The organism is Clostridium sp. AM28-20LB, from assembly GCF_003480665.1.
Lineage (GTDB): Bacteria > Bacillota > Clostridia > Lachnospirales > Lachnospiraceae > Otoolea > Otoolea fessa.
Window position 1 is genome coordinate 207,013 of record NZ_QUJN01000002.1, and the last position, 25,614, is coordinate 232,626.

Sequence of the window (25,614 nt, forward strand, 5' to 3'; positions counted from 1 at the left end):
AAAATTCTTGTTGCTCTATAGGTCAGGTACTTTTGGAACCAAGAGAGCCGTATGAAACCGATCAAGTTTCCATATTGTTCACTGGATGTGTTCCCACGGTTTGCACAAACCCGATGATCTGTCCGGACAGAAGCACAGTGAGGATGGAGTATGCCATGCGGTTTAACGGAATGTAGCTCAGTGAAAGCCCCAGTACAGCAAAATCGGACAGGAGGTAGATCCACTGGATTTTGATGTGCGTCACGTGAGAAAGGCTCATCGCAAGCGCATCGTCCCCGCCCGGAGCACCGCCGATCCGCACGCAGAGCCCGGCACCGATGCCGACAAAGATTGCGCCGAGCAGGGATGCGGCAAGCGGCATATCGGCAAGCTGCGGCCACAGGGGCGGAAACTGCTCACAGATCCGGTAAGACAGGGAGAAGCTGGCGCTGGAAAGAATGGAGTAGGCGATGAACTGCCGTCCCAGAAGCTTCCATCCCATCGCGTAGCAGGCGAGGTTCATGACGAAGCCAGATACGGATGGGGAGATATGGAACCAGTGATCAAGCAGAAGCGTCATTCCTAAGACACCGCCCTCGGTGACACCGGAAAAGGAATGGACATGGTACAGCCCAAATGCCAGAAATGCACTGCCAAACAGTGCAATCAGGCAGGATTTTAGTTTTAAATCGAGGGAATGGAATAATTTCAGCAAAATAACAGGTTGCCACTCAAAATGTGTGTAAATATACTCACATCGAGATGTTGTAAGTTCTCACGAACATTACTTACTGCTTCATCGTATATGCTTTTACAATCTGTAAACAGATAGGCTACTCACAAGTTCTTGTATACTCCACAGTCATTAATTCCCGAAATAGCCTTCGGTACATACTTACATTTGCTTTTCATTATGCAATCTTGTAAGTTTTAGCATCTTTCAAATTAAGTGCCGCATTGAGATCCCTATCTGCAACATAGCTACAATCACATCTGTAGATTCTATCTGAAAGTTTTAAATCTTTCTTTATAGAACCGCAACAATGACATAGTTTAGAAGATGGATAAAATCTATCTACAACCCTAAGTTCAATATTGTTATCATCACATTTGCTTTTCAATTTAGTTCTAAACTCGTAGAATTTCTGTGATGCAACAGCTTTAGAAAGATGCCTGTTCTTCATCATACCTGACACATTCAAATCTTCAATCGTTATATAAGATGGTTTGGTTTTCACTATCTCAGCAATTATCTTATTGATGTAATCAGTATGGATATTATCCAGTCTATGATAAAGTTTCTGTACTTTGAGCTTTTGCTTTTGTATATTTGCTCTTTGAGTGGACTCTCCTTTCTTTAAATATTCATATTTACGAGAGAGACATCTTTGCTCTCTTCGTAGTTGTTTTTCAAGTTTCTTTAGTCTTGCTGATTTATTAATGTTCTTGTACGTCTTTCCGTTTGAAACAATAGCAAAATTTTTTAAGCCTAAGTCTATCCCAATGCCATCATTATTACTGCTATCAATAAGCATATCAGGAATCTCTACAAGAACGGATACGTAGTATCTACCAGCTTTAATAGATACCGTACCGCTTTTAATTACATACCCATCTTTTGTCGTAGGAATATATCCTTTTTCTTTGATACGAACCCAACCAAGTGATGGAATATTAATTCTGTGTCTTTCGCATCGGCAATCCTTTGGATTATTCTTTACGAAATACATCTTCACATCAGATTTGCCTTTCTTTTTAAAATTAGGAAAAGCACTTTGATGTTTGAAAAATCTGGTAAATGCGATACAACCATTTTCGATTGAACGCTTTACAGATTTTGAACTGACTTCCTTAATCCATAGCTTATCTGGATTTTTGGGAAGATACTCATTGTTCAGCCAGACACTAAAACTTTTACCACTCATAAACTTTTCTCCATTGTCATGAAGCTCTTTGTTGTGAGCGAGATAGAAGTTGTAAATATATCTACAAGTTCCTATTGTTTTACGGATCTTAACTTTCTGTTCCTCTGTCGGATTTATTTCCGTTTTGAAGCTCTTTAGCAATTTCCACATCCCTTTCTATTTGTTTTTTATACTTACGAAGTCCGTACAACCTACAAGAGAACGCATGGAGTATTGAAACAATATCCTGCACGAGTTCTTCTTGTGGTGATAGTTCTTCATTGTTCACTACCACGATGGTCGTATTAAACTTTGTACAGAATTTTTCAAACCAGTCGTAACCAAATCTGATAAATCTATCTTTGTGAGTTACGATTATGGTTTTGATTTTTTGTTCCATCACTTCATCTAATAATTCGTTCCACTTTTTACGATTGTAATTAAGACCACTTCCATAATCTTCAATGCACTGGTCTACAATAATACCTTTCGCATTACAAAACTGTCGTAAAAATGCAACTTGGTTTTGTAAATCATTTTTTTGATTTTTTGTAGATACCCTGGTATAAATAACTACCTGACGTTGGTCATCTTCAGTATTTATTCCTTTGAATTGCAGATATTGGTCATAAGTGTAATAACGTCTATCAGTTGGAGTTCGGTTTGCCTTTAGAGTTCCTTCTCTATCCCAACGCTGTAATGTTTTTACGGATACCCCTAACAGTTCAGCAAAATCTTTTGGCTTGTAATTTGTGATATTTGATGTGTTCATAATAATTTACTCCTTTGAGTATATTTAAACACATTTAATCATGTTAGTCAATAAATTCGATTACTTAATATACTCTCCTTACAAATGATAGTGTTGTTAAAGGTTTCTTTATTTTAGTATGGAAACAAATTTGTGTCAAGAATAGACAAAAATGTGGGATGTGCGTATACTGGAAGGTAGGAAGATGGAAAGGGGAAGGAAAACATGGTAGAAAATCATCCGGACAGCCGGAAGCAGGAGTATCGGGGAATTGCCTGCCTGGTGCTGTCTGCGTTCTGTTTTGCGCTGATGAGCATGTTTGTACATTTGGCGGGCGATCTGCCATCGATGCAGAAGAGCTTTTTCCGCAATCTGGTGGCGGCGCTGGCAGCGGTTGTTTTGCTTTTGCGGGCGGGAGAGCCGTTTCGTATCCGCAGGGAAAATCTGCCGTATTTTCTGATGCGGTCAATTTTCGGCACGATGGGAGTGCTGTGTAACTTTTATGCGGTGGATCATCTGGTGCTGGCGGACGCATCGATTCTAAATAAAATGTCGCCGTTTTTTACAGTGCTGTTCAGCTGGCTGATCTTAAAGGAAAAAGTTATGCCAATTCAGCTTTCGCTGATCTTCGGTGCGTTTCTCGGCAGTATATTCGTGGTAAAGCCGACATTCTCCAATCTGGCACTTGTGCCGTCGCTGCTGGGCTTTTTCGGCGGCATCTGCGCGGGCGCGGCGTACACGATGGTGCGGAAACTGGGAGAGGCAGGAGAAAAGGGACCGGTGATCGTGCTGTTTTTCTCGGTATTTTCCTGTGTGGTTGTGCTGCCGTGGCTGATTTTTGACTATCATCCGATGACCTGGCAGCAGATGGGGATCCTGCTTTTGGCGGGCTGCGCGGCGGCGGGCGGACAGTTTGCGATCACGGCGGCATACCGCTATGCCCCGGCGAGCCGTATTTCCATCTACGATTATTCGCAGCTGATCTTCTCGACGATGCTCGGTTTCTTCATCTTCGGGCAGGTGCCGGACGGCTGGAGTTTCCTAGGATATGGAATTATCTGCCTGATGGCAATTTTCATGTTTGTGTATAACAATCGGAAGGAAAAGTGCCCGTAGATACGCTTTACAAGCGTTGTCAAATTATATATACTGGAGATAAAGCCGGTGTGAGTTCCATGTTTCAGAGAATAAAGTTCTGGAATAAAGTGGATTGCCGACATGGTTCGAAAAATGGTTTACAGGAGGGAATAGGAATGAAAAAATTAGCAACCGCACTTGTGAGTGCAGCAGCCATTATGACAATGTCAACAACCGCATTTGCAGCTGAAAATCCGGCGGAAGTATTTGACCGGGTGATGGAGAAGAACAATACGATTCAGTCTGTGGAGATTCAGAGCGGCGTCCATTCGGTCGTACTTGCAAGGGATGTCATTCCGGACGGTCAGATGAAAGTTGATATGGCGATGCATGCAGAGATGGATATGCAGGATACCACCGATCTCAAGTACCTGGCACAGGTCGCTTCCTCGATTCTGGGACAGGACAGCTATTCACAGGTTTTTTATACGGACGGATACTATTACGTAGATGCCAACGGTGTCAAACTGAAATATCCGATGCCATTAGAGCAGATCATATCTTCCGTCCAGACCGGAGTCAACACCAGCAATATGGAATCCAGCTATATGAAGGGCATTTCCTTAAACGAGGTCAATGGAAAACGTGTGCTGGCATATGAGGCAAATCCAAAGAAGCTAAACAAGAACGTCAAAGAAGCCCTCGGAACCGTGATGAACACACTCGGCACCGATGTCAATCTGGACATGAACATCCAGGAAATGAAAGGCGCTTACGTGCTGGATGACAACGATTACATTATCTATATGACAAACTATATCGTATACAACATGGAAGTCCTCGACCAGCCGATGACCTGCATTACTCTGATGGAGACCGAAGTCCAGAACCCGGGCGAGCCGGTCGTAGTGACACTTCCATCCACGGATGGCTATGAAGACTTAATTGGTTTATACGATGGAGTCATTGAAAGCGAAGTAGAATAAAAAAACAGACAAAAACAAAAATAGACAATCAAAAGCCAGCCGAGCAAAGCAAAGGCTGGCAGGAAAAAGCGATCCATAACATAACAAGAGGAAAGTGGCGTCCGGGAATCTGTAGAGCCAGCGTTCCAATTATCGATTGTACGCATCCCACGCCAGCTGTCCGGCTGGGGCGGACATTTTTGTCCGATCCAGACGAACAGATGTAGCGAAAGCAAGCGAACAATGATAATTGGAGACGCAGGCGGTGCAGATTCCCGGACGCCTCTTTCCGCATCACGACAATCAATCAATCTATCTATTACTGCATCTCATCCTCAATCATCCGATACCCAATCCCGATCTCCGTAAACACATACTGCGGTTCCGCTGGGTTCTGCTCCAGTTTCCTTCGAATATGTGCCATATTCACGCGCAGAATACTGTTATCATCGTCCGCATACGGCCCCCAGATATTCGAAATAATCGTATCATACGTCATGACTCTGCCGGAATTCTGTGCCAGCAGGGAGATAATCTTAAACTCGATCTGCGTCAGATGGACATCCCTTCCATCAACCGATACCAGATGTTTTTCAAAATCGATCGTCAGTCCCTTTGCATGGAATGGGCGCTTATAAAGCGGAGAAGCTGTGTTTAAGCGGTTGCTGTGGCGCAGGGCAGTCCGGATGCGCGCGAGAAGCTCGGAGGTGCCGATCGGCTTGGTCAGATAATCATCCGCGCCAAGGTCGAGCGCACGTACCTTTTCCTGTTCCTGCGTGCGGGCGGAGAGGACGATGATCGGGATGCTGGACCAGGTGCGGACCTGGCGGATGATCTCCATGCCGTCCATGTCCGGAAGCCCCAGGTCGAGGAGAATCAGATCCGGGCACTGGGACGTGATGATCGGAAGTGCTTCTTTTCCCGTGTGTGCGGTGGAAATGCGGTAATCCTGTGCGGACAGGGAGGCGGAGATGAAGTCGCAGATGTTTTTTTCATCTTCTACTAATAAAATAGAAAGTTTATGTGTCATGTTATTTGTCCTCCTTTGGAAGAGTAAAGTAAAATTCGGCACCGCGTGTGTGGTTGATTGCCCTGATTTCGCCGCCGTGGGCGAGAATGATTGTTTTACAGATGGAAAGCCCGATTCCCATGCCTTTTCGTCCATCCGGCGAAGTGCTGGTCGTGGAAGAAGAGCCGTCAAAGATGGTTGCCAGCTTCTCCGGCGGGATGCCGACGCCGTAATCACGCACATGAAAAATCGCATAGTCGGAAAGCGATTCCACATAGCACTCGATCGGTTCGGTGCTTTCCGCGTGGACAACGGAATTTTCCAGCAGGTTGATGAGAACCTGTTCGATGAGAACTGCGTCCATCGGGACCATCAGGAATTCCTCCGGCACGCGCACATGGATATTGGCGTCTGGAAGTCTCTTTTTTAAGCGGATCATCGCCTCGGAGAGAACTTCCTCGACCGGTTCCGAGGTCTTAGTTACCTTTGCCGTCTCATTGTTGATACGCGTGACGGAGAGCAGGTTTTCAACCATGTTTAAGAGCCAGTTGGAATCCTCAAGAATATGGCGCACCAGCGCATTTTTCTCAACCTCCGGGAGGCTGCTGCCATTTTCCAGATATACGGTACTGGAACCGATGATGCTGGTAAGCGGGGTGCGGAGGTCATGGGAGATTGCCCGCAGCAGGTTCGCCCGCATCTTTTCCTTTTCCGCTTCCATCAGCATCTTTTCACGTTCTGCCAGCACGCGCGCCTGTGTTTTCATGTTGCTTGTGATGGCGCTTGTAATGCTGGAAATTGAAAACATTGCCACGAAGGTAATCGGATAGCCGGCCATCGTGAAATCCAGCGCGAAATACGGATACGTGAACAGAAAATTGACGCAGACAACGCCGACAAAGGAGGAGAACAGGCCGAAGCTGTATCCGTCTGTAAAACGCGCTACCAAAAAGACCGCCAGAATGTAGGTTAGCGCGATGTTGGCAGTCGGATTTTTGAGCGCATGAAAAAAGCAGAACGCGATGATCGTGGCGGTACCCATGAAAAACAGGGTAAGTCCCCAGCTCTGTATGTATGTCGGAAGCGCACAGAATTTTTCAACGATCGGGCGGGTCCGGAACCAATTTTTTAAGGCGTCAATTTTGTGCGGATATGTTTCGCTGCCATTGGAAATGCTGGTATCCGGAGAGCTGGGTTCGGCTGAACCTTGAAGGCTGCTGGCTGATTCTGTTTTCAGGAAAGTTTCATTGGAAGTTCCAGAAACAGAAGGTTTACTTGAATGTTTCATTTAAATAAAGAAAGTCTCCTTTCAAAAAATTCATATGGATGTTTCTATTATACAATGTTTCTTCTGAAAAATAGAGAGGAAGACTGTTAAAAAGTTGAAAAAATCGTGAAAATTTGGGATAAAAACAGTAACACAATTATTGAGAATCTGGCTGGATAAGGGCGATTTCATTGCATTTTCAGCGTCGGTGTGTTAAACTCCAAACAGTCTCCCGAATGAGGGAAGCAGGCTGACCCGCCTGTTAGAAAGTGACAAACGGGCTGCCGGAGTGCAGGACGAAAGGAATGAAAGTAAGATGAAAAAATTAGGAAGAAATGATCTGTGCTGGTGTGGAAGTGGAAAGAAGTACAAACATTGCCATGAGGTGTTTGACGAGAAGCTGATGGAGGCGGCGGACGCCGGATATCAGATCCCGGATCACGACATGATCAAGACCCCGGAGCAGATCGAGGGGATCCGCGAGAGCTGCAAGATCAATGTGGCAGTTCTGGACTATGTGGCTGAGCATATCAAAGCTGGCGTCACAACCGAGGAGATCGATCAGTGGGTATATAATGAGACGACCCGCATGGGCGGAATTCCGGCGCCACTTGGCTATGAAGGATTCCCGAAGAGCGTGTGCACATCCATCAATGACCAGGTCTGCCATGGCATTCCGTCAGCGGATGTCGTATTAAAGGATGGCGATATTATCAACGTGGATGTTTCGACCATTTATCACGGCTATTATGCGGATTCTTCCCGTATGTTCTGCATCGGAAATGTCAGCCCGGAACATAAAAAACTGGTGGATGTTGTCAAAGAGTGTGTGGAATTAGGTCTGGAGCAGGTAAAACCGTGGGGCTTCATGGGCGATATGGCGGAAGCGGTCCAGAAGCATGCGGAAGAAAATGGCTATTCTGTGGTTCGTGAGATTGGCGGTCACGGCGTCGGCATCGAGTTCCATGAGGATCCGTGGGTTGGATATATTGGCCAGAGAGGCACCGGCATGATGTTTGCACCGGGCATGATGTTCACGATCGAGCCGATGATCAATGAGGGAACCGAGGAAGTATTCGTGGACGGCGATGACGACTGGAGTGTATACACGAAGGATGGAAAAGCATCCGCCCAGTGGGAGATTCAGGTGCTGGTAACCGAGGATGGCCATGAGGTGCTTTCCTGGTAGTTTGCAGAGTACATAAAAAGAGACGGCGTCAAACCGTCTCTTTTTTGTACCCAAGGTGGGGGTTCTTCACAGCCGAAGGGGGATAAAAGACTGCGAAGAAATATCTATATAAAGGAAATTGTTGTTAGTCGAGCCAGATAACGATTGCGCGCATCTTGTAGTGTCATCTGCCTCATTGATGTTATGCCATTATAATACTGGATAATTGTGTCCATATTTTGACCAATATCTAAAATAAATCTAAACGAGTATTACATAATTCGAAACTTTTTCGGAAGTGTTTATGAGGCTGGCACGCTTGAATTTTTCTTGTCGATTTCTTGGATGGGGTATATAATAAATCTGGTGATTAAAGGGGTGCGGCCTGACTGGATAGAAACCGCGTCCAGAACAAAGCAATTAAGAAGAAAGTGGCAGGAATTATATGGAAAATTTTTTATTTGCACTTAATACAGTCCTTCCGTTTCTGCTCTATATCGCATTTGGATATGGAGTCAGGATGTCGGGGCTGGCGGATGAGGATTTTATGAAGCGCCTGAATAAGGTGATCTTTCAGGCATTCTTTCCGATTCTGATGTTTAACAACCTGTATTCCATTCCGGAGGGAATGACATTAAATCTGCGCCTGGTGGCAGTCGCCATTATCAGCGTGCTGCTTTTGCAGGCGGTTCTGCTTGCTGTGGTTCCGCGTCTGGTAAAGGAAAATGAGCGGCGCGGCGTTATCATCCAGGCGATTTACCGCAGCAATTTCGTCCTGTTCGGCATTCCGCTGGCAACCAGCGTGTTCGGTGAGGAGGGAACACTGCTGGCGACGATGATGGTGGCGATCGTGATTCCGGTCTACAACATAACGGCGGTCGTGATTCTGGAATTGTTCCGGGGCGGCAAGGTCCCGGTTTTCGTTTTGATTAAGAATATCCTGAAAAATCCGATGATCCGCGGCGCGCTCATGGGCTTTATCTTCCATATGTTAGGGATTAAACTTCCGGTTTCCGTGGAAGGACCGATCAAGCAGTTTGCCAATCTGACAACGCCGCTGGCACTGTTCGTACTGGGCGGAACGCTGCATTTCAATGCGATCGGCGGCAATCTGAAATATGTGGTTCCGTCGATGACCGTCAAGATGGTGATCCTGCCGGCAGTGATTCTGGCGGTTGCGACGCTGCTCGGCTTTTCCGGTGTGGAACGTTTTGTTTACTTTGAAATGTACGCGACTCCGGTTGCGACGGCGTCCTATGCGATGGCGCAGAACATGGGCGGCGACGGCGAGCTGGCGGGACAGTTTGTCGTGTTGAGCACGGTCGCCTCGGTTGTGACGATCTTTTTGTGGGTCTATTTCCTTAATTCGATCGGGTGGCTCGCATAAAAATAAATATATAATAGGGGACTGCCAGACAGTGGTTTGTGGAAGAGCAACAATTGTCTGGCAGCTTTTTTTGTGGAAACAAACACTGTTTTTCATGAGAACCGAAATTTTTTTTCATAAATTAAGATGTATGTATAATCTTTTCAAAATTAAAACATTTAATAGACAAAACTGATTGAAAAAGTTATAATAGTATACAAATGCGAGAAAACTTATTTATTTTCCATGTGCTTTTGATGCTTCGAATCAGCGAATTGTATGGAATGGGAGGATGTGAAACATAATAAGGATATTGCATTATTGTTGAAAAAAAATTAGGGGAAAAGGTGGTGGTTCAATGATCAAGGAGACGATCCAGGCGGTCGAGGACGCAGAGGCGAAGGCATCGGAACTGGTCGCGCAGGCTTCGGAGGATGCACGCCGCGTTAAGGCGGAGGCGGAGGCAGAAGCGGATCGAATGCTCGCAGATGCACAGAAAAGGGGGAAAGAAGCAGCTGTGAAGCAGGAAGAAGAACTGACTCTCAGAGGGGAGGAGTACGTAAAACAGGCACTGGCAGAAGCCGAGGCGGAGTGTCAGACGCTCAGAGAGACGGCGGACAGACGGAAACCGGAGGTGGTTGACCGGCTCATAGCGGAACTGGTCTAGTGAATGGAGGGATGTAGATATGGCAGTATTGCAGATGCAAAAGCTATGTATCTGTGCCCTGAAGAAGGACCGTAAGTCCCTGATGGAGTTTCTGCAGGCTGCCGGAGTGCTGGAGCTCTCTGCGGAGGCGGAGCCGGACGAGGTATTTAAGCGGACGGACACGCTGGAGGATCGGCAGAAGTTTGAGCGAAATGCGGCGACGGCGGACCGCGCATTGGAAGTGCTTGCCGCGGTGGTTCCGGAGGAAACATCGATGCTTGCTGGGCTTGCCGGAAAGCCGCTTGCAAAGGCAGGCGCGTACCGGGAGACGGAGGCGAACGCAGAGGCGCTTTTAGGTCAGGCGGAACGCATTTTGAACCTGCAAAAGCAGATCACGGAGGAAAAGACTGCGGCGCTTAGACTGCTGGCGGAGGCGGAAAGCCTGAAACCGTGGCAGAAGCTGGAGATTCCACTTGCGTATCAGGAGACGAAACGGTGTGCTATCTTAGCTGGCGCGGTCGGCGGAGGCGCTTATACGCAGGAAGAAATTTACGCTTCGGTGGCAAAACAGGAGCCGCAGCTTGAAAAATGGGAGCTGGAGGTTGTCGGAAGCGATGCCGACCAGACCTGCATTGCGGTAATTTGCCTGAAAGAGGACGAGGAGAAGCTGGAGACAGCACTCCGGTCGATTGGATTTGCCCGTCCGGCGCGTCCGGTGGAGGAAGTTCCGGCAGCTTACGCTAAGAAACTCAAAGCGCAAGCGGCAGAGCATGAGGGACGCGCGGCAGCGACGGAAGAAGAACTGAAACAGTGCGCTCCGGCGAGGGAAGATTTGAAATTGTTATCCGACTATTACCGCCTGAGGGCACAGAAGTATGAGGCGCTCGGCGAGATCTTACAGTCGGAAAAAACGTGTATGATCACGGGATTTATCCCGAAGCGCGATGCGAAAGGACTGGAGGAGAAGCTGAATAGCCGGTTTGAACTTGCAGTGGAAAGTTCAGATGTGCCGGAGGATGAGGAAGCACCGGTGCTTCTCTCCAACGGAACCTTCGCGGCGTCGGCGGAGGGCGTGACCGCGTCCTTTGGCTTACCGGCGAAGGGGGAGATGGACCCGACCGGCATCATGGCAGCGTGCTATGTATTTTTGTTTGGTCTGATGCTTTCAGATGCGGCATACGGATTTATTGTATTTTTGATGTGTTTCCTGGCACTTAAGAAATTCCCAAGGATGGAAGAAAACCTGCGGAAATCACTGCGGCTCTTTATGTACTGCGGACTTTCGACCCTGTTCTGGGGCGTCATGTTCGGCGGTTATTTCGGAGATGCGGTGGACATCGTGAGCCGGACGTATTTTGGACATACGGTGACGATACCGGCGCTCTGGTTTGTCCCGCTAAATGACCCGATGAAGCTTTTGGTTTATTCGATGTTATTTGGCGTGATTCACTTATTCCTGGGGCTGGGACTGAAAGGATATATGCTCTTAAAGGATGGCAAGGTTGTGGATTTTATCTGCGACGTGGTACTCTGGTACCTCCTGCTTCTGGGGCTGATCCTGATGCTGCTTCCGACGGAACTGTTTGGTTCCATCGCGCAGATGAATATCGTATTCCCGCCGGTGCTTAATTCGCTGGCAAAGGGAATGGCGATCGTGGGCGCGCTGGGAATTCTGGTGATGTCGGCGCGCGACAAGAAGAATCCGCTCCTGCGGCTGGCGCTTGGCGCATATGATTTGTACAATATTACCGGATGGGTGTCGGATGTGCTTTCCTACTCGCGCCTTCTGGCGCTCGGACTGGCAACCGGCGTTATCGCATCGGTTATCAACCAGATGGGAAGTATGGTTGGAAATAATGTATTTGGCGTGATTGTATTTATACTGGTATTCTGCTTCGGACACCTGTTTAACCTGGCGATCAACCTGCTCGGCGCGTATGTGCATACCTGCCGTCTGCAGTACGTCGAGTTTTTCGGAAAGTTCTATGAGGGTGGCGGAAAGGCGTTCCGTCCGTTTAAGCAGATAACAAAATACGTGGAAATCAAGGAGGATTAAATATGAGCGGAATTGTATTTGCATTGTTGGGAGTTGCAGTGGCGGTTATTCTTGCAGGTATGGGTTCAGCCTACGGCGTAGGCGTGGCAGGTCAGGCAGCAGCCGGAGTCGTAACCGAGGATCCGGATAAATTCGCGAAGGTGCTTCTGCTCCAGCTGCTTCCGGGTACCCAGGGTATCTACGGTCTGCTGGTTGGTTTCATCGCTCTTTCTAAGATTGGTCTTCTTGGCGGCGGCGCTGACATGAGCATGTCGATCTCCCAGGGACTCTTATATCTGGCAGCATGCCTTCCGATCGGCGTGGTTGGTCTGGTATCGGCGAGACATCAGGGAAGAACGTCGGTTGCTTCCATCGGTATCGTAGCGAAGAAACCGGAACAGTTTGGTAAAGCGATGCTGTTCCCGGCGATGGTTGAGACCTATGCGATTCTGGCACTTCTGGTTTCGATTCTGGCAATCAATGCACTGTAATCTGGCACGGCGGAAAGAATCAAAATCAGTTAAGGAGTGAAGCGTATGAATGGATTAGATAAGATTATTGCTCAGATCCTTGACGATGCAAAGCAGGAATCCCTTGCGATTCGGGAAAAAGCAGCCGGTGAAGCGGAGACGACTCTTGCGGCAGCCGGTGAAAAGGTAAAAAAGCTGGAGGAAGAGCAGGCGAAATCGGCGGCGCAGCGTGAAAAAAGCTATGAGGAACGGCTTCGTTCTTCGGCGGCGCTAAAGAAGCGCCAGGCGATCCTTGCGGAAAAGCAGGCGATCATCGAGGAAATGCTTGCGGCGGCACACAAGGAGCTGCTGGCAAAGCCGGATGAGGCGTATTTTGCATGGATGGAGCAGCTTCTTTCCCGGTTCGTGACGGATCGGGCAGGAGAAATCTATGTTTCAAAACGTGATTTAGAGCGGATGCCGGATGATTTTCCGGCAAAGATAGAGAAGGCAGCGCAGGAAAAGGGCGGAAGCCTGGTACTGAAAAAAGAACCGAGGGAGATCGACGGGGGCTTTGTTCTGGTGTATGGCGGTGTCGAGGAAAATTGTTCTGCCGGGGCGTTGTTTGCGTCGCAGCGGGATGAGCTGGCGGACAAGGTACATGCGATGCTGTTTGGATAACGGCGGGAGAAGGTAAGGAGGGCTTATATGTCTGATACAAAATATGCCTACGCGGTCGCCCGGATCCGGGCACTGGAAAATGGGCTTTTTTCCTCCGCACAGATTGAACAGCTGCTGTCCGTAAAAAGCTACGAGGGGGCGCTGCGTTTCCTGACCGAACACGGCTGGGGGGATGCAGATACACCGCTCAGCGCGGAGGCGATCCTGACCCGGGAGAAGGCGAAATCCTGGGAGACGGTCCGCGACCTTTTGAAGGGCGACGACGCGATCCTGGCAGTGCTTTCCTACGGGGATCTCTACCACAATTTAAAGGCGGCGATCAAGGATGCAGCGGCGCCGGGCAGCCACGGCAATGTCTATTTTGACGACTGCGAGGTGGACGGCGCGCGGATGTCGAAGATCGTGGCGGAGAAGGACTGGCAGGCGCTTCCGGCACATATGCGGGAGGCGGCGAAGGAAGCCAGCGAGACATTTCTGCACACGGGCGACGGGCAGCTCTGCGATATCATTGTTGACCGGTCGGCGCTCGCAGCTATCTATGAGTGCGGAAAGAATGCGTCCGACGCGATCATCCGCGATTATGCCGAGACAACGGTCGCGGTGGCGGATATCAAGATAGCGGTGCGCTCCCAGAAGACGGGAAAACATCTGGATTTTATGCGGCGCGCGATGGCACCGTGCGATAGCTTGAATATCGAGCGCCTGTCACAGGCGGCTCTTGGCGGTGTCGGCGCGATCTGCGAGTATCTGGAAGGAACCCGCTATGGGGGCGGCGCGCAGGCATTAAAGGAATCGCCGTCGGCGTTTGAGCGGTGGTGTGACAATCAGCTGATCGAGACGATCAAGCCGCAGAAATACAACCCGTTTACGGCGGGACCGCTGGTTGCCTATATACTGGCGAAGGAAAATGAGATCAAAACGGTCCGTATCATCCTGACCGCCCGTCTGAACGGTCTTGAGGAGGAACAGATTCGGGAAAGGATAAGGGAGATGTATGTATAAGGTTGCAGTAGTCGGAGATTACGACAGCATCTACGGATTTGCGGCGCTGGGACTGGAGACATTTCCGGTGTCCGATGTAAATGAGACGGAGAAAGTATTTCTGGAACTGGCTTCTGGTTCCTACGCGGTGATCTATATCACCGAGGCGGCGGCTGCCGGGATTGAGACAGCCATCGACCGCTACCGGGAACAGCCGCTTCCGTCCGTGATCCTGATTCCGGGGATTTCCGGGAATACGGGAAAAGGCGTGGAGTCGGTCAAGCATTCGGTGGAACAGGCAGTTGGATCGGATATTCTGTTTGGAGATGCATGATAGAAAGGTGGGTGAAACCTTCCAATGAGCAAAGGAACGATAAAGAAGGTAGCAGGACCGCTGGTTATCGCCAGCGGGATGCGGGATGCCAATATGTTTGACGTCGTCCGCGTCAGCGACGAACGTCTGATTGGCGAGATCATAGAGATTCACGGAGATGAAGCGTCGATTCAGGTATATGAGGAGACTTCCGGTTTAGGACCTGGCGAGCCGGTAGAGTCGATGGATGTGCCGCTTTCGGTTGAACTGGGACCGGGACTCCTGACGAGTATCTACGATGGAATCCAGCGACCGCTGGACGATATCATGAAGGAGACGGGCAGCAACAACTTAAAGCGCGGCGTTGAGGTTCCGTCCTTAAAGCGTGATAAGAAATGGCAGTTTGTGCCGACCGTGAAAGCGGGCGACAGCGTGGAAGCAGGCGACATCATCGGTACCGTGCAGGAGACGCTGATCATTGAGCATAAAATTATGGTGCCGTATGGTGTAAAAGGTACGGTCAAAGAGATCAAGAGCGGTGAATTTACGGTGGAGGAAACCGTAGCGCTCATTGAGACGGAAAACGGCGAAAAAGAGCTTACGATGATGCAGAAATGGCCGGTTCGGCGCGGACGTCCGTACCAGACGAAGCTGCCGCCGATAAAACCGCTGATCACCGGACAGCGTGTCGTTGACGCATTTTTCCCGATCGCCAAGGGCGGCGTGGCAGCTGTGCCGGGACCGTTCGGAAGCGGCAAGACCGTCATCCAGCATCAGTTAGCGAAATGGGCAGAGGCGGACATTGTTGTTTACATCGGCTGCGGTGAGCGCGGCAACGAGATGACGGATGTTTTAAATGAGTTCCCGGAGTTAAAGGATCCAAAGACCGGGCACTCCCTGATGCAGCGGACCGTGCTGATTGCCAATACTTCGGATATGCCGGTAGCAGCCCGCGAGGCATCAATTTACACGGGTATTACGATCGCAGAGTATTTCCGCGACATGGGTTATTCGGTGGCACTGATGGCGGATTCCACCTCCCGATGGGCGGAGGCGCTGCGAGAGATGTCGGGCCGTCTGGAAGAGATGCCAGGCGAGGAAGGTTATCCGGCCTACTTAGGAAGCCGTCTGGCACAGTTCTATGAGCGTGCAGGTCATGTCATCTGCCTTGGCAGGGACGGACGCGAGGGCGCCCTGTCCGCAATCGGAGCCGTATCCCCGCCAGGCGGCGATATTTCCGAGCCGGTTTCCCAAGCGACGCTGCGTATCGTCAAGGTATTCTGGGGACTCGATTCAGCGCTGGCATACAAGCGCCATTTCCCGGCGATCAACTGGCTGACCAGCTATTCCCTGTATGTGGACAATCTGGGAAAATGGTTTGATGAGAATGTATCGGATGAGTGGATGAGCTGCCGCCAGGGTCTTATGAGCCTTCTGCAGGAAGAGGCAGAGCTGGAGGAGATCGTAAAGATGGTCGGCATGGATGCATTATCCCCGATCGACCGCCTGAAAATGGAAGCGGCGCGCTCGATCCGTGAGGATTTCCTGCATCAGAACTCCTTCCATGAGATTGACACGTATACACCATTGCAGAAACAGTTCCGCATGATGAAGCTGGTGCTGGCGTTCTATGAGCAGTCGAAGAAAGCGCTGGAAGGCGGCGCTTCCATCCAGAATCTCATCAAGATGCCGGTGCGCGAGCAGATCGGACGTTTTAAATATACGAAAGCAGAAGACGTGGAGAAAGAGTATCAGGCGGTCCTCGATGAACTTGCGAAAGAGGTTGCCGATGCGGCTGGAAAGGGGGCATTCTAAATGCCGAAAGAATATAGAACCATACAGGAGGTTGCAGGTCCTCTGATGCTGGTGCAGGGCGTGGAAAATGTTACCTATGACGAGTTGGGTGAGATCGAGCTGGCGAGCGGCGAAAAGAGACGCTGCAAGGTGCTGGAGATCGACGGCGGCAATGCGCTGGTACAGCTTTTTGAGAGTTCCACGGGTATCAACCTTTCAAATAGTAAGGTGCGTTTTTTAGGCAGAACGATGGAACTTGGCGTATCGGAGGATATGCTGGGACGCGTCTTTGACGGTCTGGGCAATCCAATCGACGGCGGTCCGGAGATCCTGCCGGAGGAACGCCGCGATATCAATGGTCTGCCGATGAACCCGGCGGCGAGAAGCTATCCGCAGGAGTTTATCCAGACGGGTGTTTCCGCGATCGATGGTCTGAATACACTGGTTCGCGGTCAGAAATTGCCGATTTTCTCGGCGTCCGGTCTGCCGCATGCGAATCTGGCAGCCCAGATTGCGAGACAGGCGAAGGTGCGCGGCACGGACGAACCGTTTGCCGTTGTCTTCGCGGCGATGGGTATCACCTTTGAGGAAGCGCATTTCTTTACCGAGAGCTTTAAGGAGACGGGCGCGATCGACCGTACCGTCCTGTTTATCAACCTGGCAAACGATCCGGCGGTTGAGCGTATCGCGACCCCGCGTATGGCGCTGACGGCTGCCGAGTATCTGGCATTTGAGAAAAATATGCACGTTCTCGTTATCCTGACGGATATCACAAACTACGCGGATGCGCTGCGAGAGATTTCGGCTGCCCGCAAGGAAGTTCCGGGACGTCGTGGTTATCCGGGTTATATGTACACGGATCTTGCATCCCTGTATGAGAGAGCCGGACGCCAGAGAGGCAAGAATGGTTCGATCACGATGATTCCGATCTTAACCATGCCGGAGGATGACAAGACGCACCCGATTCCGGACTTAACCGGATATATTACCGAGGGACAGATTATCTTAAGCCGTGATCTGTACCGCAAGGGCATCACACCGCCGATTGACGTACTTCCGTCGCTGTCCCGTCTGAAAGATAAGGGAATTGGCGAGGGCAAGACGCGTGCCGACCATTCGAACACCTTAAACCAGCTCTTTGCGGCGTATGCGCGCGGCAAGGAAGCAAAGGAACTCATGGTGATCCTGGGCGAGGCGGCATTGTCCGATGTTGACTTAATCTATGCAAAATTTGCGGACGCCTTTGAAAAAGAATATGTTTCCCAGGGCTACAATACGGACCGCGATATCGAGGAGACGCTGCGGATTGGCTGGAAACTGCTTTCCATCCTGCCGAGAAGCGAGCTGAAACGTATCGATGAGAAGTATCTGGATCTGTATTATGGGAAAGAGTAAAAATGCCTGTGCATGGCGGATGCGCTTGAAAACGAAAGCGGCGTGTCATAACGCGGCTGCGGGAGCTGGCGGATCTGTTGTGACAAAGTGATTGCAGGAGAGAGGTGGTACGCATGGCATCGACACAGGTCAACCCGACCCGAATGGAGCTTACGAGGCTGAAAAAGAAGCTGGCGACAGCCACGCGGGGACATAAACTGCTGAAGGATAAGCGGGATGAGCTGATGCGCCAGTTCCTGGATCTGGTCCGGGAAAATATGGCGCTGCGCCAGAAAGTGGAGGCGGGCATCCGGAGTGCGAATGTGAATTTCGTCATCGCTAAAGCCGGGATGTCCGAGCAGGCGTTAAATACCGCGCTTGCCGCGCCGAAACAGGCGGTTTATCTGGAAGCAGACAAGAAAAACGTAATGAGCGTCGATATTCCGGTGTTCCATTATAAGACCCGGACGGCGGATGAGAACGATATTTACTCGTATGGATTTGCGTTTACTTCGAGCGATCTGGACGGGGCAGTCAAGTCGCTGGCGGACATTCTGCCGGATATGCTGCGGCTGTCCGAGACAGAGAAAGCCTGCCAGCTCATGGCAGCCGAGATCGAGAAAACGCGCCGGAGAGTCAATGCGCTGGAGCACGTAATTATTCCGGAGGCGCGCAAAAATATCAAATATATCACGATGAAGCTGGATGAAAATGAGAGAAGCACGCAGATCCGCCTGATGAAGGTAAAGGATATGATGCTGGAGGAGAAGCATCATTATAAGGAGAAGCGGGAGCTTTGTTCGTGATGATGAAAATGCCTCTTCTGGCGGCTTTAGGGCTGTCAGGGGAGGTTTTTTTGCACATAGTTGTGAAAATGACGGGACGAGCCCACGAGGTTCGAACCGCCCTTTCGATATACCTTTGTTCGCTTGCTTTCACTACAGATGTTCGCCCATGACGGACTGCGTCCGCCCTGTTCGGACACCTGTGTTCAAGATGCGTACAAAGATATATGAAAGGCGGTTCGGACCTCGCGGGCTCGTCCCTGTGTATTGGAAAAATAAAAGAGACAGAAAAAAGTAAAGTATTTATTGGAAATATTTGGTAGAATAGGAGGAAATGAGGGGAGGAATTTTGCATGGCAAAGCAGGTACAGAGGGCGATCGGCTGGGTGGCAGCATTTCTTTTGGCGGTGGGGATGTTGTTCCTGCCGGTTTCGAAGGCGTATGCGGGTCCGGTATCGGGCGGCAGTCCTGGAAGTGGAGAGATGAGAGGTGTCTGGGTTTCGTATCTGGACTGGAATGGATGGGCGAAGGATGAGGCTGGATATAAGAAGGCGATGGATCAGACACTGGACCTCTGTGTACAGAAGGGGTTAAATGCGGTTTTCCTACAGGTTCGCCCGGATGGAGATGCGATGTATCCGTCACAGTATTTCCCGTGGTCGAAATTTGCCTCTGGAAAACAGGGAAAGAATCCGGGGTATGATCCGCTGGCATATGCGGTGCAGGCGGCGCATCAGCGGGGCTTGCAGCTTCATGCGTGGATCAATCCGTACCGGATCACGGGGTATCTGAACCGTTATTCGGATCTGTGTGCGTCAAATCCGGCGATCGCGTGGGCGAAGGACGGGGACAGTTCGAATGACCGGTGGGTATTGTGCCAGAATGGTGAGTATTATTACAATCCGGCGATTCCGCAGGTGCGCCAGCTGATTATTGACGGTGTGAAAGAGATCGTGACGAATTATGAGGTGGACGGCATCCATTTTGATGATTATTTCTATCCGAATCTCGATGACAGCAAGGCGGAAACATGGTTTGATTATCCAGAGTACCAGGCGGGCGGCACATCGCTGAGTGTGGCGGCGTGGAGACGGAATAATGTCAATGAGCTGGTAAGGGGCGTTTATAGTGCGGTCAAGTCGATCCGTCCGCAGGCATTGTTCGGTATCAGCCCGGAGGGATATTTACAGAACCTCCGAAAAGATACCCGCCAGTTTACAGATGTGGATGCGTGGATGACCCAGAGCGGCTATGTGGATTACCTGATGCCGCAGATTTACTGGGGATTTGAGGCGAAGCAGAACGGCCAGGCAGCGGGCTATGCGTTTGCAAACTGCCTGAATGAGTGGGTGACGCTGAAAAAGAAGGGCAATGTGAAGCTGTATGTCGGTCTGGCGCTCTATAAGACCGGAACAGATGCAGTGGACGGCAACGAGGTGCCGGAGTGGCAGCGGTATCATGATATCATGAAGCGCGAGGTGCAGGCTGGACGGGCAACCGGACAGGTGAGCGGTTACTGCTTCTATGATTTATCGTCCCTGACGCGTGCGGCGGCAGCGGAGGAAGTGGCGAATGTGACGGCGCTGTTCCATTAAGTGCTCCCAGATAGTTACTGTTCACGCATACGTGCCCAGTAACGGAATTTGCCGTGGCTTCGCATTTAAATACGGCAAATTCCTGCTGCCACCACGTTTTCTTACGGCACTTTCGGTTCCCAAAGTGCCTACCCGTGAACGGTAACCATGATACCTTGTTGGGGAAATGGAAACCCCTGTGGATGATTGCAACCACAGGGGTTCTGTGCTATACTGGACATACGATTGCAGTAAAAATGTTGTTGTTTACATAATGTTCAGATGGCAGCAAATATACGGACGAGGAGAGGGAAGATGAAAAAAACAGCACTTGTCATTATGGCAGCCGGAATCGGAAGCCGTTTTGGCGGAGGGATCAAACAGCTGGAGTCGGTGGGTCCGAATGGGGAGATCATTATGGATTACTCTATCCATGACGCGCTGGAAGCTGGATTTGACCGGATTATCTTTGTGATCCGTCATGATTTGGAGGAGGACTTCAAAGAAGTGATCGGGAACCGGATTGAGAAGATTGCGCCGGTGACATACGCATTCCAGGAGCTTTCGGATGTACCGGAGGGATTCAGTGTCCCGGCAGACCGGAAAAAACCGTGGGGAACTGGACAGGCGATTTTGAGCATTCGCGGACTGGTCGAAGAGCCATTTCTGGTGATCAATGCGGATGATTATTATGGAAAAGAAGTGTTCCGAAAGATTCATACATACATGGTGGAACAGATGGACGTGAACGCACCGGTGTATGATATCTGCATGGGCGGCTTTATTCTGGCAAATACGCTCAGCGAGAACGGCGGCGTGACACGCGGCGTCTGTGAGGTGGGCGAGGGAGAGATTTTAAAACGCGTAACCGAAACCTACAATATCCAGAAGACAGCGGACGGCATGACGGCGACGGACAAAGAGGGGAATCCGGTTTCGGTTCAGGAGAACCAGCATGTATCGATGAATATGTGGGGACTCACACCGGGCTTTGTGGAGGAGCTGGAAAAAGGATTTCCAGAGTTTCTTGCGGGGCTGAAAGAGGGCGACGTGAAGTCGGAGTACCTGCTTCCGACGATTATCGATCAGATGATCCACGACGGGCGCGCAAGGGTGAAACTTCTGGAGACGCACGACTGCTGGTTTGGTGTGACCTACCGTGAGGATAAGGAGAGCGTGACGGAGTCGATCCGGGCGCTGATCCGTGATGGCGTGTACCCGGAAAAACTGTTTTGATAATTTGAGGAACAGTTTAAAGAAACAGAATTATTTGAAAAGATAAAACATCATGAGAACGATACTGCGAAATGGTGCAGCTGATTCGGCTGTGCAGAGGATAACGTGAAAAACGGTACGTGAGAATAACATGATACGCATAAATCCTGCATAGGATACCATGTAAGCCTTGAATTAAGGGGGAATGGCAGTCCGATGCAGGATTTTGCATATTTTAAGAGTCTTTATCCGGCTGCATGTAAGCAGATGCAGCTTTGCGTGGAAGCGGTCTGTGATGAGCTGGAGTATGAGGGGAGTCCCATCTATGATGAATATCCGGATCGGATCTTTCTGGAAAAACTGACAAAACGGGCACTGGAAAAATGGCAGAAGGTTTATCCGGCTGGAACGGAAAGGACGGATACACTGACGAACTATATAAAGGCGGCGGACGTGGGCACCGTATCCACAGAAGAAGGAACGGCGATGGTGGAAAATTCCCTGAAAATAGATTCTCCTGGTGGAGAAAGAGAAGAGAATCTGGCGGGAACCAGCATACAGCCGCATCTTCCTGGAAATGATGTATGGTATGGACCACTTCGGGGCGAACAGAAGGGCGGAAACGCTGGATATATGGTGTGGGAGGCGGATGAGCCGAATCTGACCGCGCAGGAGCGCCGTCCATGGAGTCCGCCGCCGGGACCGCGCCCGGGAGGACCGGGAAATCCGTGGGGACCGCCACCCCCGCCGCCGGGACCGCGTCCGGGAGGACCAGGAAATCCGTGGGGACCGCCGCCCCCGCCGCCGGGACCGCGCCCGGGAGGACCGGGAAATCCGTGGGGACCGCCGCCCCCGCCGCCGGGACCGCGTCCGGGAGGACCGGGAAATCCGTGGGGACCGCCACCCCCGCCGCCGGGACCGCGCCCGGGAGGACCGGGAAATCCGTGGGGACCGCCGCCCCCGCCGCCGGGACCGCGTCCGGGAGGACCGGGAAATCCGTGGGGACCGCCACCCCCGCCGCCGGGACCGCGCCCGGGAGGACCGGGAAATCCGTGGGGACCGCCGCCTCCGCCGCCGGGACCGCGCCCGGGGAGACCGGGGAATCCGTGGGGAGCGCCGCTTCAGGATTTTCTTCAGGTTTTATTAATGAATGAGCTGCAGGAGCGAAGACGGTGTCGGAAGTGCTGAAATTGCGGTTTTCAGGTGTAAATTTTTTAAATTAAAATGCGGTAACATCCAGGTGTGACAACGAATTTTACCGATTTGGAAAAAGAACAATCGGGTTACTGGGCACGTATGCGTGAACAGTAACACAATCGGAGTTCTTACAAATCATAGAAATTCTGGAATTTGAAGCCTGCTTGTGTTATACTGAAACAAAGGCTGCCGCCGGGACAGATGGGTGCCTGCGGCAGTTTTTGGCGTGCATGACAAAACGGAAACAGTTCGGCGGGTAGATTTTCCTGTACCTGTGAAGATACGGAACTGGTATGGTGGAGAGATAAAAGGAATTGATTTGATATATGAAGAAAAACCTGAAAAAGATACTGATTTTACTGATCTTATTTGTGCTGGCAGCAGCCGGTTATTTTACCTGGTCCTGGATGCAGCTGCGGGAGGATGGGGCGGTCTATACCTCGATTGAGGACGCGAACCTTCCAGTCGCTTATGTGAATATTCTGGGACGGCGGATGAACGAGCTGGACGGTTTCGTGGAGGACAGCCAGAAAGCGGCTGGACGCGGGGATCTGACGCTGCTTCCGGCAGACCGGAAACTGTCGGTGACGATCGACAAGCTGGACTCCCAGATTACGGGGATGCAGTATGAGATCCGCAGTTTGGACGGCGAACGTCTGGTAGAACGGACAACGCTTGACCACTGGGAACAGTCAGGGGAAGAGGTTTCTGCGGAGCTTCCGATCCAGAACCTTCTGACGGAGGAAAGCGAATACCGCTTAACGATTGCGATCGCGACGGAAAAGCACCCGGCGATCTATTTTTACACGCGCGTGATGTGGCAGCAGGAGAGCCGTGTGCAGGAGATGGTCGATCTGGCGGTGTCCTTTTCTGAAAAGACGTTTGATTATGATTCAGCGAGGGAGCTGACGACCTATCTGGAGACGGATCCGAATGCGGACAACAGTTCGTTGGGACATGTGACGTTAAAAAGCGATTTCAGCCAACTGACCTGGAAAGGGCTTTCGATGGAGCGGGTCAGCGAACCGGAAATTCATCTGCGGGAGCTGCAGGGCATCATTGGGACGATCGATTTAAAGTATGTTGTAAGTGAGATGAAGGATGGCAAGGCGGCTGCTTATTACGATGTGATCGAGAGCTTCACGATGAAGCTGGGCGCACAGCGCATCTACATGATGAATTATGACCGCCGCGCGGACCAGATTTTTACGGGGGAGAGCAGCGCCTATTCTGGTGACCGGATTCAGCTGGGGGTTTCGGATGCGGAGGATCTGCAGTCGATGCAGGATGAAGCGGGGAAATACCGTGCCTTTGTGGCAAACCGGGCGCTCTGGATTTATGATACAGGAAAAAAAGAGAGCACAAAGGTATTTGCGTTCCGCAAGAGCGAGAATGATACGAGGGTCAATTATGATACCTACGGAATCAAGATTCTGGATGTGAGCGAGGCAGGCCAGATTGATTTTGCCGTGTACGGCTATATGAGCCGCGGTAACCACGAGGGAACGACGGGAATCGCGCTATACCGCTATGAGACTGCGGGAAATGCCCTGACAGAGCGGCTGTATCTGCCGGCATCGACCGATTACGGCAACCTGCGCCAGGATATCAACCAGCTGTGCTACTTAAGCGGCGGGCAGACGCTGTATGTGCTGATGAACCATGCGGTTTACAGTGTCGATCTGACGGGAAAAGAGTACATGGTGGTGGCAGATGGCCTGACGGAGGAAAATTTTGCAGTCAGCACGGATGCCTCCCGGATTGCGTGGCAGGATGGGGCGGATATTTACCGTTCGACCAAGCTGCATGTCATGAATCTGGAGACAGGCAAGAAGGATGAGATTTCCTTCCCGGATCAGACCGTGATCCGGCTGATCGGATTTGTCGGAACCGACTTAGTCTACGGGCTTGCTCATCCGAACGAGCAGCTTACGATGGATGGACGCGTGACGGGGCTTCCGCTGTATGCGGTCGAGATCGTCGGCAGCAATATGGAGATGGAGACCCGCTATGAGAAGCCGGGTGTCAGCCTGGTGGATGTGCGGATTCAGGACAGCCGGGTTCATCTGTCACGGATGCGCCAGATAGGAAGCGGCTATCAGCCGATGGACGAGGACACGCTGGTCTGTAATGAGGAAGTGTCGAAAGATCCACTGGATGGAATCGCTACGTTAAATGACAGCGCAAAGGGGCGTCTCTACTGCGTCAAGCTGGATGCAGGCAAGACGGCACGGAGCACGAAGGTGCATGTTCCGAAGCAGGTGGCAGCAGAAGAAAATGATGTGATTGTGCTTCAGAACAATGGCGCGGCTGCACAGCGGATTTACAGTGCCTACAGCGAGGGACGCCTGAAAGGCTCGTATGCGGAATTTTCCAGCGCGGTGCAGGCAGCTTACGATGGCATGGGACTTGTAACGGATGAAAATGACCGGGTTGTCTGGGTGAGAGCAAACCGGAGCGACGCGAAGACGATCCGCGACGTCCAGAATATGGCGGGAACCGTCAGCCGCTATCTGTCGGATATGGCGGACGGAAAGACGACCTCCTCGGATGGCACAGAGTTAATCGACGCACGCGGGCTGACGCTGAACCAGATTCTCTACTTTGTCTACGCGGGCATGCCGGTGGTGGCATATCTGGGAGACGGAAGCTATGGTCTGATCTGTGGATACGACGCGTACAACATCTCTTGTCTCTGGTATCCGGGCACGGAATTTGCCTACACGGATAAGATGGGACTCAACGATGCAGCGGCATTTTTCGAGGGAAACGGAGGCAATGATTTCATTTGTTTCCTTGCCAATTAAGGGAAAAACGGAAATTACTGTTCACGGGTAGGCACTTTTGGAACCGAAAGTGCCGTAAGAAAACGTGGTGGCAGCAGGAATTTGCCGTATTAAAATGCGAAGCCACGGCAAATTCCATTACTGGGCACATATGCGTGAACAGTAATAAACGGAAAGCCAGTGCTTTACAAATTGAGATGTTATGATATAATCATGTAGATAACATGATATAAATTTAAGAAAATATTAAAGATTTGAGGCGCCGTCTGGCGCGTGTAAGTATCGTAAGATAATAGAT

At 50.7% G+C, this 25,614-nt stretch carries 22 protein-coding genes; 17 read left to right on the forward strand and 5 right to left on the reverse strand.

The genetic code is table 11. The features are described from left to right. Nucleotides 1-61: 61 nt before the first annotated feature. The 3 genes from DW739_RS05730 to DW739_RS05740 form a co-directional block, all read right to left on the reverse strand. Nucleotides 62-694, reverse strand: a complete 633-nt coding sequence (locus tag DW739_RS05730) for a YitT family protein (RefSeq protein ID WP_243023738.1) — start codon at nucleotides 692-694, stop codon at nucleotides 62-64. A gap of 196 nt (nucleotides 695-890) precedes the next feature. Then, nucleotides 891-2,045, reverse strand: coding sequence for a transposase (locus tag DW739_RS05735; RefSeq protein WP_347560983.1), 1,155 nt, complete (start codon nucleotides 2,043-2,045; stop codon nucleotides 891-893). Further along, nucleotides 1,993-2,640, reverse strand: coding sequence for an IS607 family transposase (locus DW739_RS05740; RefSeq protein WP_182427954.1), 648 nt, complete (start codon nucleotides 2,638-2,640; stop codon nucleotides 1,993-1,995). The genes DW739_RS05735 and DW739_RS05740 overlap by 53 nt, the downstream gene beginning before the upstream one ends. A 219-nt stretch (nucleotides 2,641-2,859) precedes the next feature. On the opposite strand from DW739_RS05740, the gene DW739_RS05745 reads away from it, so the two are divergent. Both DW739_RS05745 and DW739_RS05750 read left to right on the forward strand, forming a co-directional pair. Continuing rightward, nucleotides 2,860-3,750 carry a DMT family transporter gene (locus tag DW739_RS05745; protein ID WP_118742793.1) on the forward strand — a complete coding sequence of 297 codons (891 nt, stop codon included), beginning with the start codon at nucleotides 2,860-2,862 and terminating at the stop codon, nucleotides 3,748-3,750. 137 nt (nucleotides 3,751-3,887) lie between these two features. Then, nucleotides 3,888-4,697: a hypothetical protein gene (locus DW739_RS05750; protein ID WP_118481959.1), complete on the forward strand. Its 810-nt coding sequence runs from the start codon at nucleotides 3,888-3,890 to the stop codon at nucleotides 4,695-4,697. A gap of 298 nt (nucleotides 4,698-4,995) precedes the next feature. On the opposite strand, the gene DW739_RS05755 is transcribed toward DW739_RS05750, so the two are convergent. Both DW739_RS05755 and DW739_RS05760 read right to left on the reverse strand, forming a co-directional pair. Further along, nucleotides 4,996-5,706 carry a response regulator transcription factor gene (locus DW739_RS05755; RefSeq protein ID WP_107000834.1) on the reverse strand — a complete coding sequence of 237 codons (711 nt, stop codon included), beginning with the start codon at nucleotides 5,704-5,706 and terminating at the stop codon, nucleotides 4,996-4,998. 1 nt (nucleotide 5,707) lies between these two features. Continuing rightward, a complete protein-coding gene (locus DW739_RS05760) occupies nucleotides 5,708-6,973 on the reverse strand; it encodes a DUF4118 domain-containing protein (RefSeq protein ID WP_118742794.1) in 1,266 nt (421 codons plus the stop codon). Nucleotides 6,974-7,268: 295 nt separating this feature from the next. Here DW739_RS05760 and DW739_RS05765 point away from each other — a divergent pair, with 295 nt between their 5' ends. The 15 genes from DW739_RS05765 to DW739_RS05835 all read left to right on the forward strand — a co-directional run bounded on the left by DW739_RS05765 (nucleotide 7,269) and on the right by DW739_RS05835 (nucleotide 25,337). Then, nucleotides 7,269-8,141: a methionyl aminopeptidase gene (locus tag DW739_RS05765; protein ID WP_118637744.1), complete on the forward strand. Its 873-nt coding sequence runs from the start codon at nucleotides 7,269-7,271 to the stop codon at nucleotides 8,139-8,141. Nucleotides 8,142-8,565: 424 nt separating this feature from the next. Beyond that, complete coding sequence (locus DW739_RS05770) at nucleotides 8,566-9,507, forward strand: AEC family transporter (protein WP_022358670.1); 942 nt, start codon at nucleotides 8,566-8,568, stop codon at nucleotides 9,505-9,507. A gap of 337 nt (nucleotides 9,508-9,844) precedes the next feature. Then, a complete protein-coding gene (locus tag DW739_RS05775) occupies nucleotides 9,845-10,153 on the forward strand; it encodes a hypothetical protein (RefSeq protein WP_107000830.1) in 309 nt (102 codons plus the stop codon). A gap of 19 nt (nucleotides 10,154-10,172) precedes the next feature. Next, nucleotides 10,173-12,188 (forward strand): V-type ATP synthase subunit I, encoded by a 2,016-nt coding sequence (locus tag DW739_RS05780; protein ID WP_118493581.1) that lies wholly within the window; start codon nucleotides 10,173-10,175, stop codon nucleotides 12,186-12,188. Nucleotides 12,189-12,190: 2 nt separating this feature from the next. Continuing rightward, nucleotides 12,191-12,658, forward strand: coding sequence for a V-type ATP synthase subunit K (locus DW739_RS05785; protein WP_022358667.1), 468 nt, complete (start codon nucleotides 12,191-12,193; stop codon nucleotides 12,656-12,658). Between the two features lie 45 nt (nucleotides 12,659-12,703). Beyond that, nucleotides 12,704-13,297 carry a V-type ATP synthase subunit E gene (locus DW739_RS05790; protein ID WP_118493578.1) on the forward strand — a complete coding sequence of 198 codons (594 nt, stop codon included), beginning with the start codon at nucleotides 12,704-12,706 and terminating at the stop codon, nucleotides 13,295-13,297. A gap of 27 nt (nucleotides 13,298-13,324) precedes the next feature. After that, entirely contained in the window at nucleotides 13,325-14,299 is a 975-nt protein-coding gene (locus DW739_RS05795; RefSeq protein WP_107000827.1) for a V-type ATPase subunit, read from the forward strand. Next, a complete protein-coding gene (locus tag DW739_RS05800) occupies nucleotides 14,292-14,612 on the forward strand; it encodes a V-type ATP synthase subunit F (protein WP_107000826.1) in 321 nt (106 codons plus the stop codon). The genes DW739_RS05795 and DW739_RS05800 overlap by 8 nt, the downstream gene beginning before the upstream one ends. Before the next feature lie 24 nt (nucleotides 14,613-14,636). Continuing rightward, on the forward strand, nucleotides 14,637-16,406 hold the full coding sequence (locus DW739_RS05805; protein WP_118493575.1) for a V-type ATP synthase subunit A: 1,770 nt from the start codon (nucleotides 14,637-14,639) through the stop codon (nucleotides 16,404-16,406). Next, nucleotides 16,407-17,780: a V-type ATP synthase subunit B gene (locus tag DW739_RS05810; RefSeq protein WP_022358662.1), complete on the forward strand. Its 1,374-nt coding sequence runs from the start codon at nucleotides 16,407-16,409 to the stop codon at nucleotides 17,778-17,780. Between the two features lie 113 nt (nucleotides 17,781-17,893). Beyond that, nucleotides 17,894-18,565, forward strand: a complete 672-nt coding sequence (locus DW739_RS05815) for a V-type ATP synthase subunit D (RefSeq protein ID WP_022358661.1) — start codon at nucleotides 17,894-17,896, stop codon at nucleotides 18,563-18,565. A 332-nt stretch (nucleotides 18,566-18,897) separates the two neighbouring features. Further along, entirely contained in the window at nucleotides 18,898-20,139 is a 1,242-nt protein-coding gene (locus DW739_RS05820; RefSeq protein ID WP_117796524.1) for a family 10 glycosylhydrolase, read from the forward strand. 294 nt (nucleotides 20,140-20,433) lie between these two features. After that, nucleotides 20,434-21,354, forward strand: a complete 921-nt coding sequence (locus DW739_RS05825) for a sugar phosphate nucleotidyltransferase (RefSeq protein ID WP_118493572.1) — start codon at nucleotides 20,434-20,436, stop codon at nucleotides 21,352-21,354. A 195-nt stretch (nucleotides 21,355-21,549) separates the two neighbouring features. Further along, on the forward strand, nucleotides 21,550-22,521 hold the full coding sequence (locus DW739_RS14865) for a hypothetical protein (RefSeq protein ID WP_182427949.1): 972 nt from the start codon (nucleotides 21,550-21,552) through the stop codon (nucleotides 22,519-22,521). 335 nt (nucleotides 22,522-22,856) lie between these two features. Next, on the forward strand, nucleotides 22,857-25,337 hold the full coding sequence (locus DW739_RS05835) for a hypothetical protein (RefSeq protein ID WP_118742795.1): 2,481 nt from the start codon (nucleotides 22,857-22,859) through the stop codon (nucleotides 25,335-25,337). Nucleotides 25,338-25,614: the final 277 nt, after the last annotated feature.

Coding starts and splice junctions, on each gene's coding strand:
- DW739_RS05805 (WP_118493575.1), top strand. CDS start 14,637: ATGAGCAAAGGAACGATAAAGAAGGTAGCAGGACCGCTGGTTATCGCC.
- DW739_RS05750 (WP_118481959.1), top strand. CDS start 3,888: ATGAAAAAATTAGCAACCGCACTTGTGAGTGCAGCAGCCATTATGACA.
- DW739_RS05795 (WP_107000827.1), top strand. CDS start 13,325: ATGTCTGATACAAAATATGCCTACGCGGTCGCCCGGATCCGGGCACTG.
- DW739_RS05775 (WP_107000830.1), top strand. CDS start 9,845: ATGATCAAGGAGACGATCCAGGCGGTCGAGGACGCAGAGGCGAAGGCA.
- DW739_RS05825 (WP_118493572.1), top strand. CDS start 20,434: ATGAAAAAAACAGCACTTGTCATTATGGCAGCCGGAATCGGAAGCCGT.
- DW739_RS05745 (WP_118742793.1), top strand. CDS start 2,860: ATGGTAGAAAATCATCCGGACAGCCGGAAGCAGGAGTATCGGGGAATT.
- DW739_RS05815 (WP_022358661.1), top strand. CDS start 17,894: ATGGCATCGACACAGGTCAACCCGACCCGAATGGAGCTTACGAGGCTG.
- DW739_RS05785 (WP_022358667.1), top strand. CDS start 12,191: ATGAGCGGAATTGTATTTGCATTGTTGGGAGTTGCAGTGGCGGTTATT.
- DW739_RS05765 (WP_118637744.1), top strand. CDS start 7,269: ATGAAAAAATTAGGAAGAAATGATCTGTGCTGGTGTGGAAGTGGAAAG.
- DW739_RS05755 (WP_107000834.1), bottom strand. CDS start 5,706: ATGACACATAAACTTTCTATTTTATTAGTAGAAGATGAAAAAAACATC.
- DW739_RS05780 (WP_118493581.1), top strand. CDS start 10,173: ATGGCAGTATTGCAGATGCAAAAGCTATGTATCTGTGCCCTGAAGAAG.
- DW739_RS05800 (WP_107000826.1), top strand. CDS start 14,292: ATGTATAAGGTTGCAGTAGTCGGAGATTACGACAGCATCTACGGATTT.
- DW739_RS05810 (WP_022358662.1), top strand. CDS start 16,407: ATGCCGAAAGAATATAGAACCATACAGGAGGTTGCAGGTCCTCTGATG.
- DW739_RS05770 (WP_022358670.1), top strand. CDS start 8,566: ATGGAAAATTTTTTATTTGCACTTAATACAGTCCTTCCGTTTCTGCTC.
- DW739_RS05820 (WP_117796524.1), top strand. CDS start 18,898: ATGGCAAAGCAGGTACAGAGGGCGATCGGCTGGGTGGCAGCATTTCTT.
- DW739_RS05790 (WP_118493578.1), top strand. CDS start 12,704: ATGAATGGATTAGATAAGATTATTGCTCAGATCCTTGACGATGCAAAG.
- DW739_RS05760 (WP_118742794.1), bottom strand. CDS start 6,973: ATGAAACATTCAAGTAAACCTTCTGTTTCTGGAACTTCCAATGAAACT.
- DW739_RS14865 (WP_182427949.1), top strand. CDS start 21,550: ATGCAGGATTTTGCATATTTTAAGAGTCTTTATCCGGCTGCATGTAAG.
- DW739_RS05835 (WP_118742795.1), top strand. CDS start 22,857: ATGAAGAAAAACCTGAAAAAGATACTGATTTTACTGATCTTATTTGTG.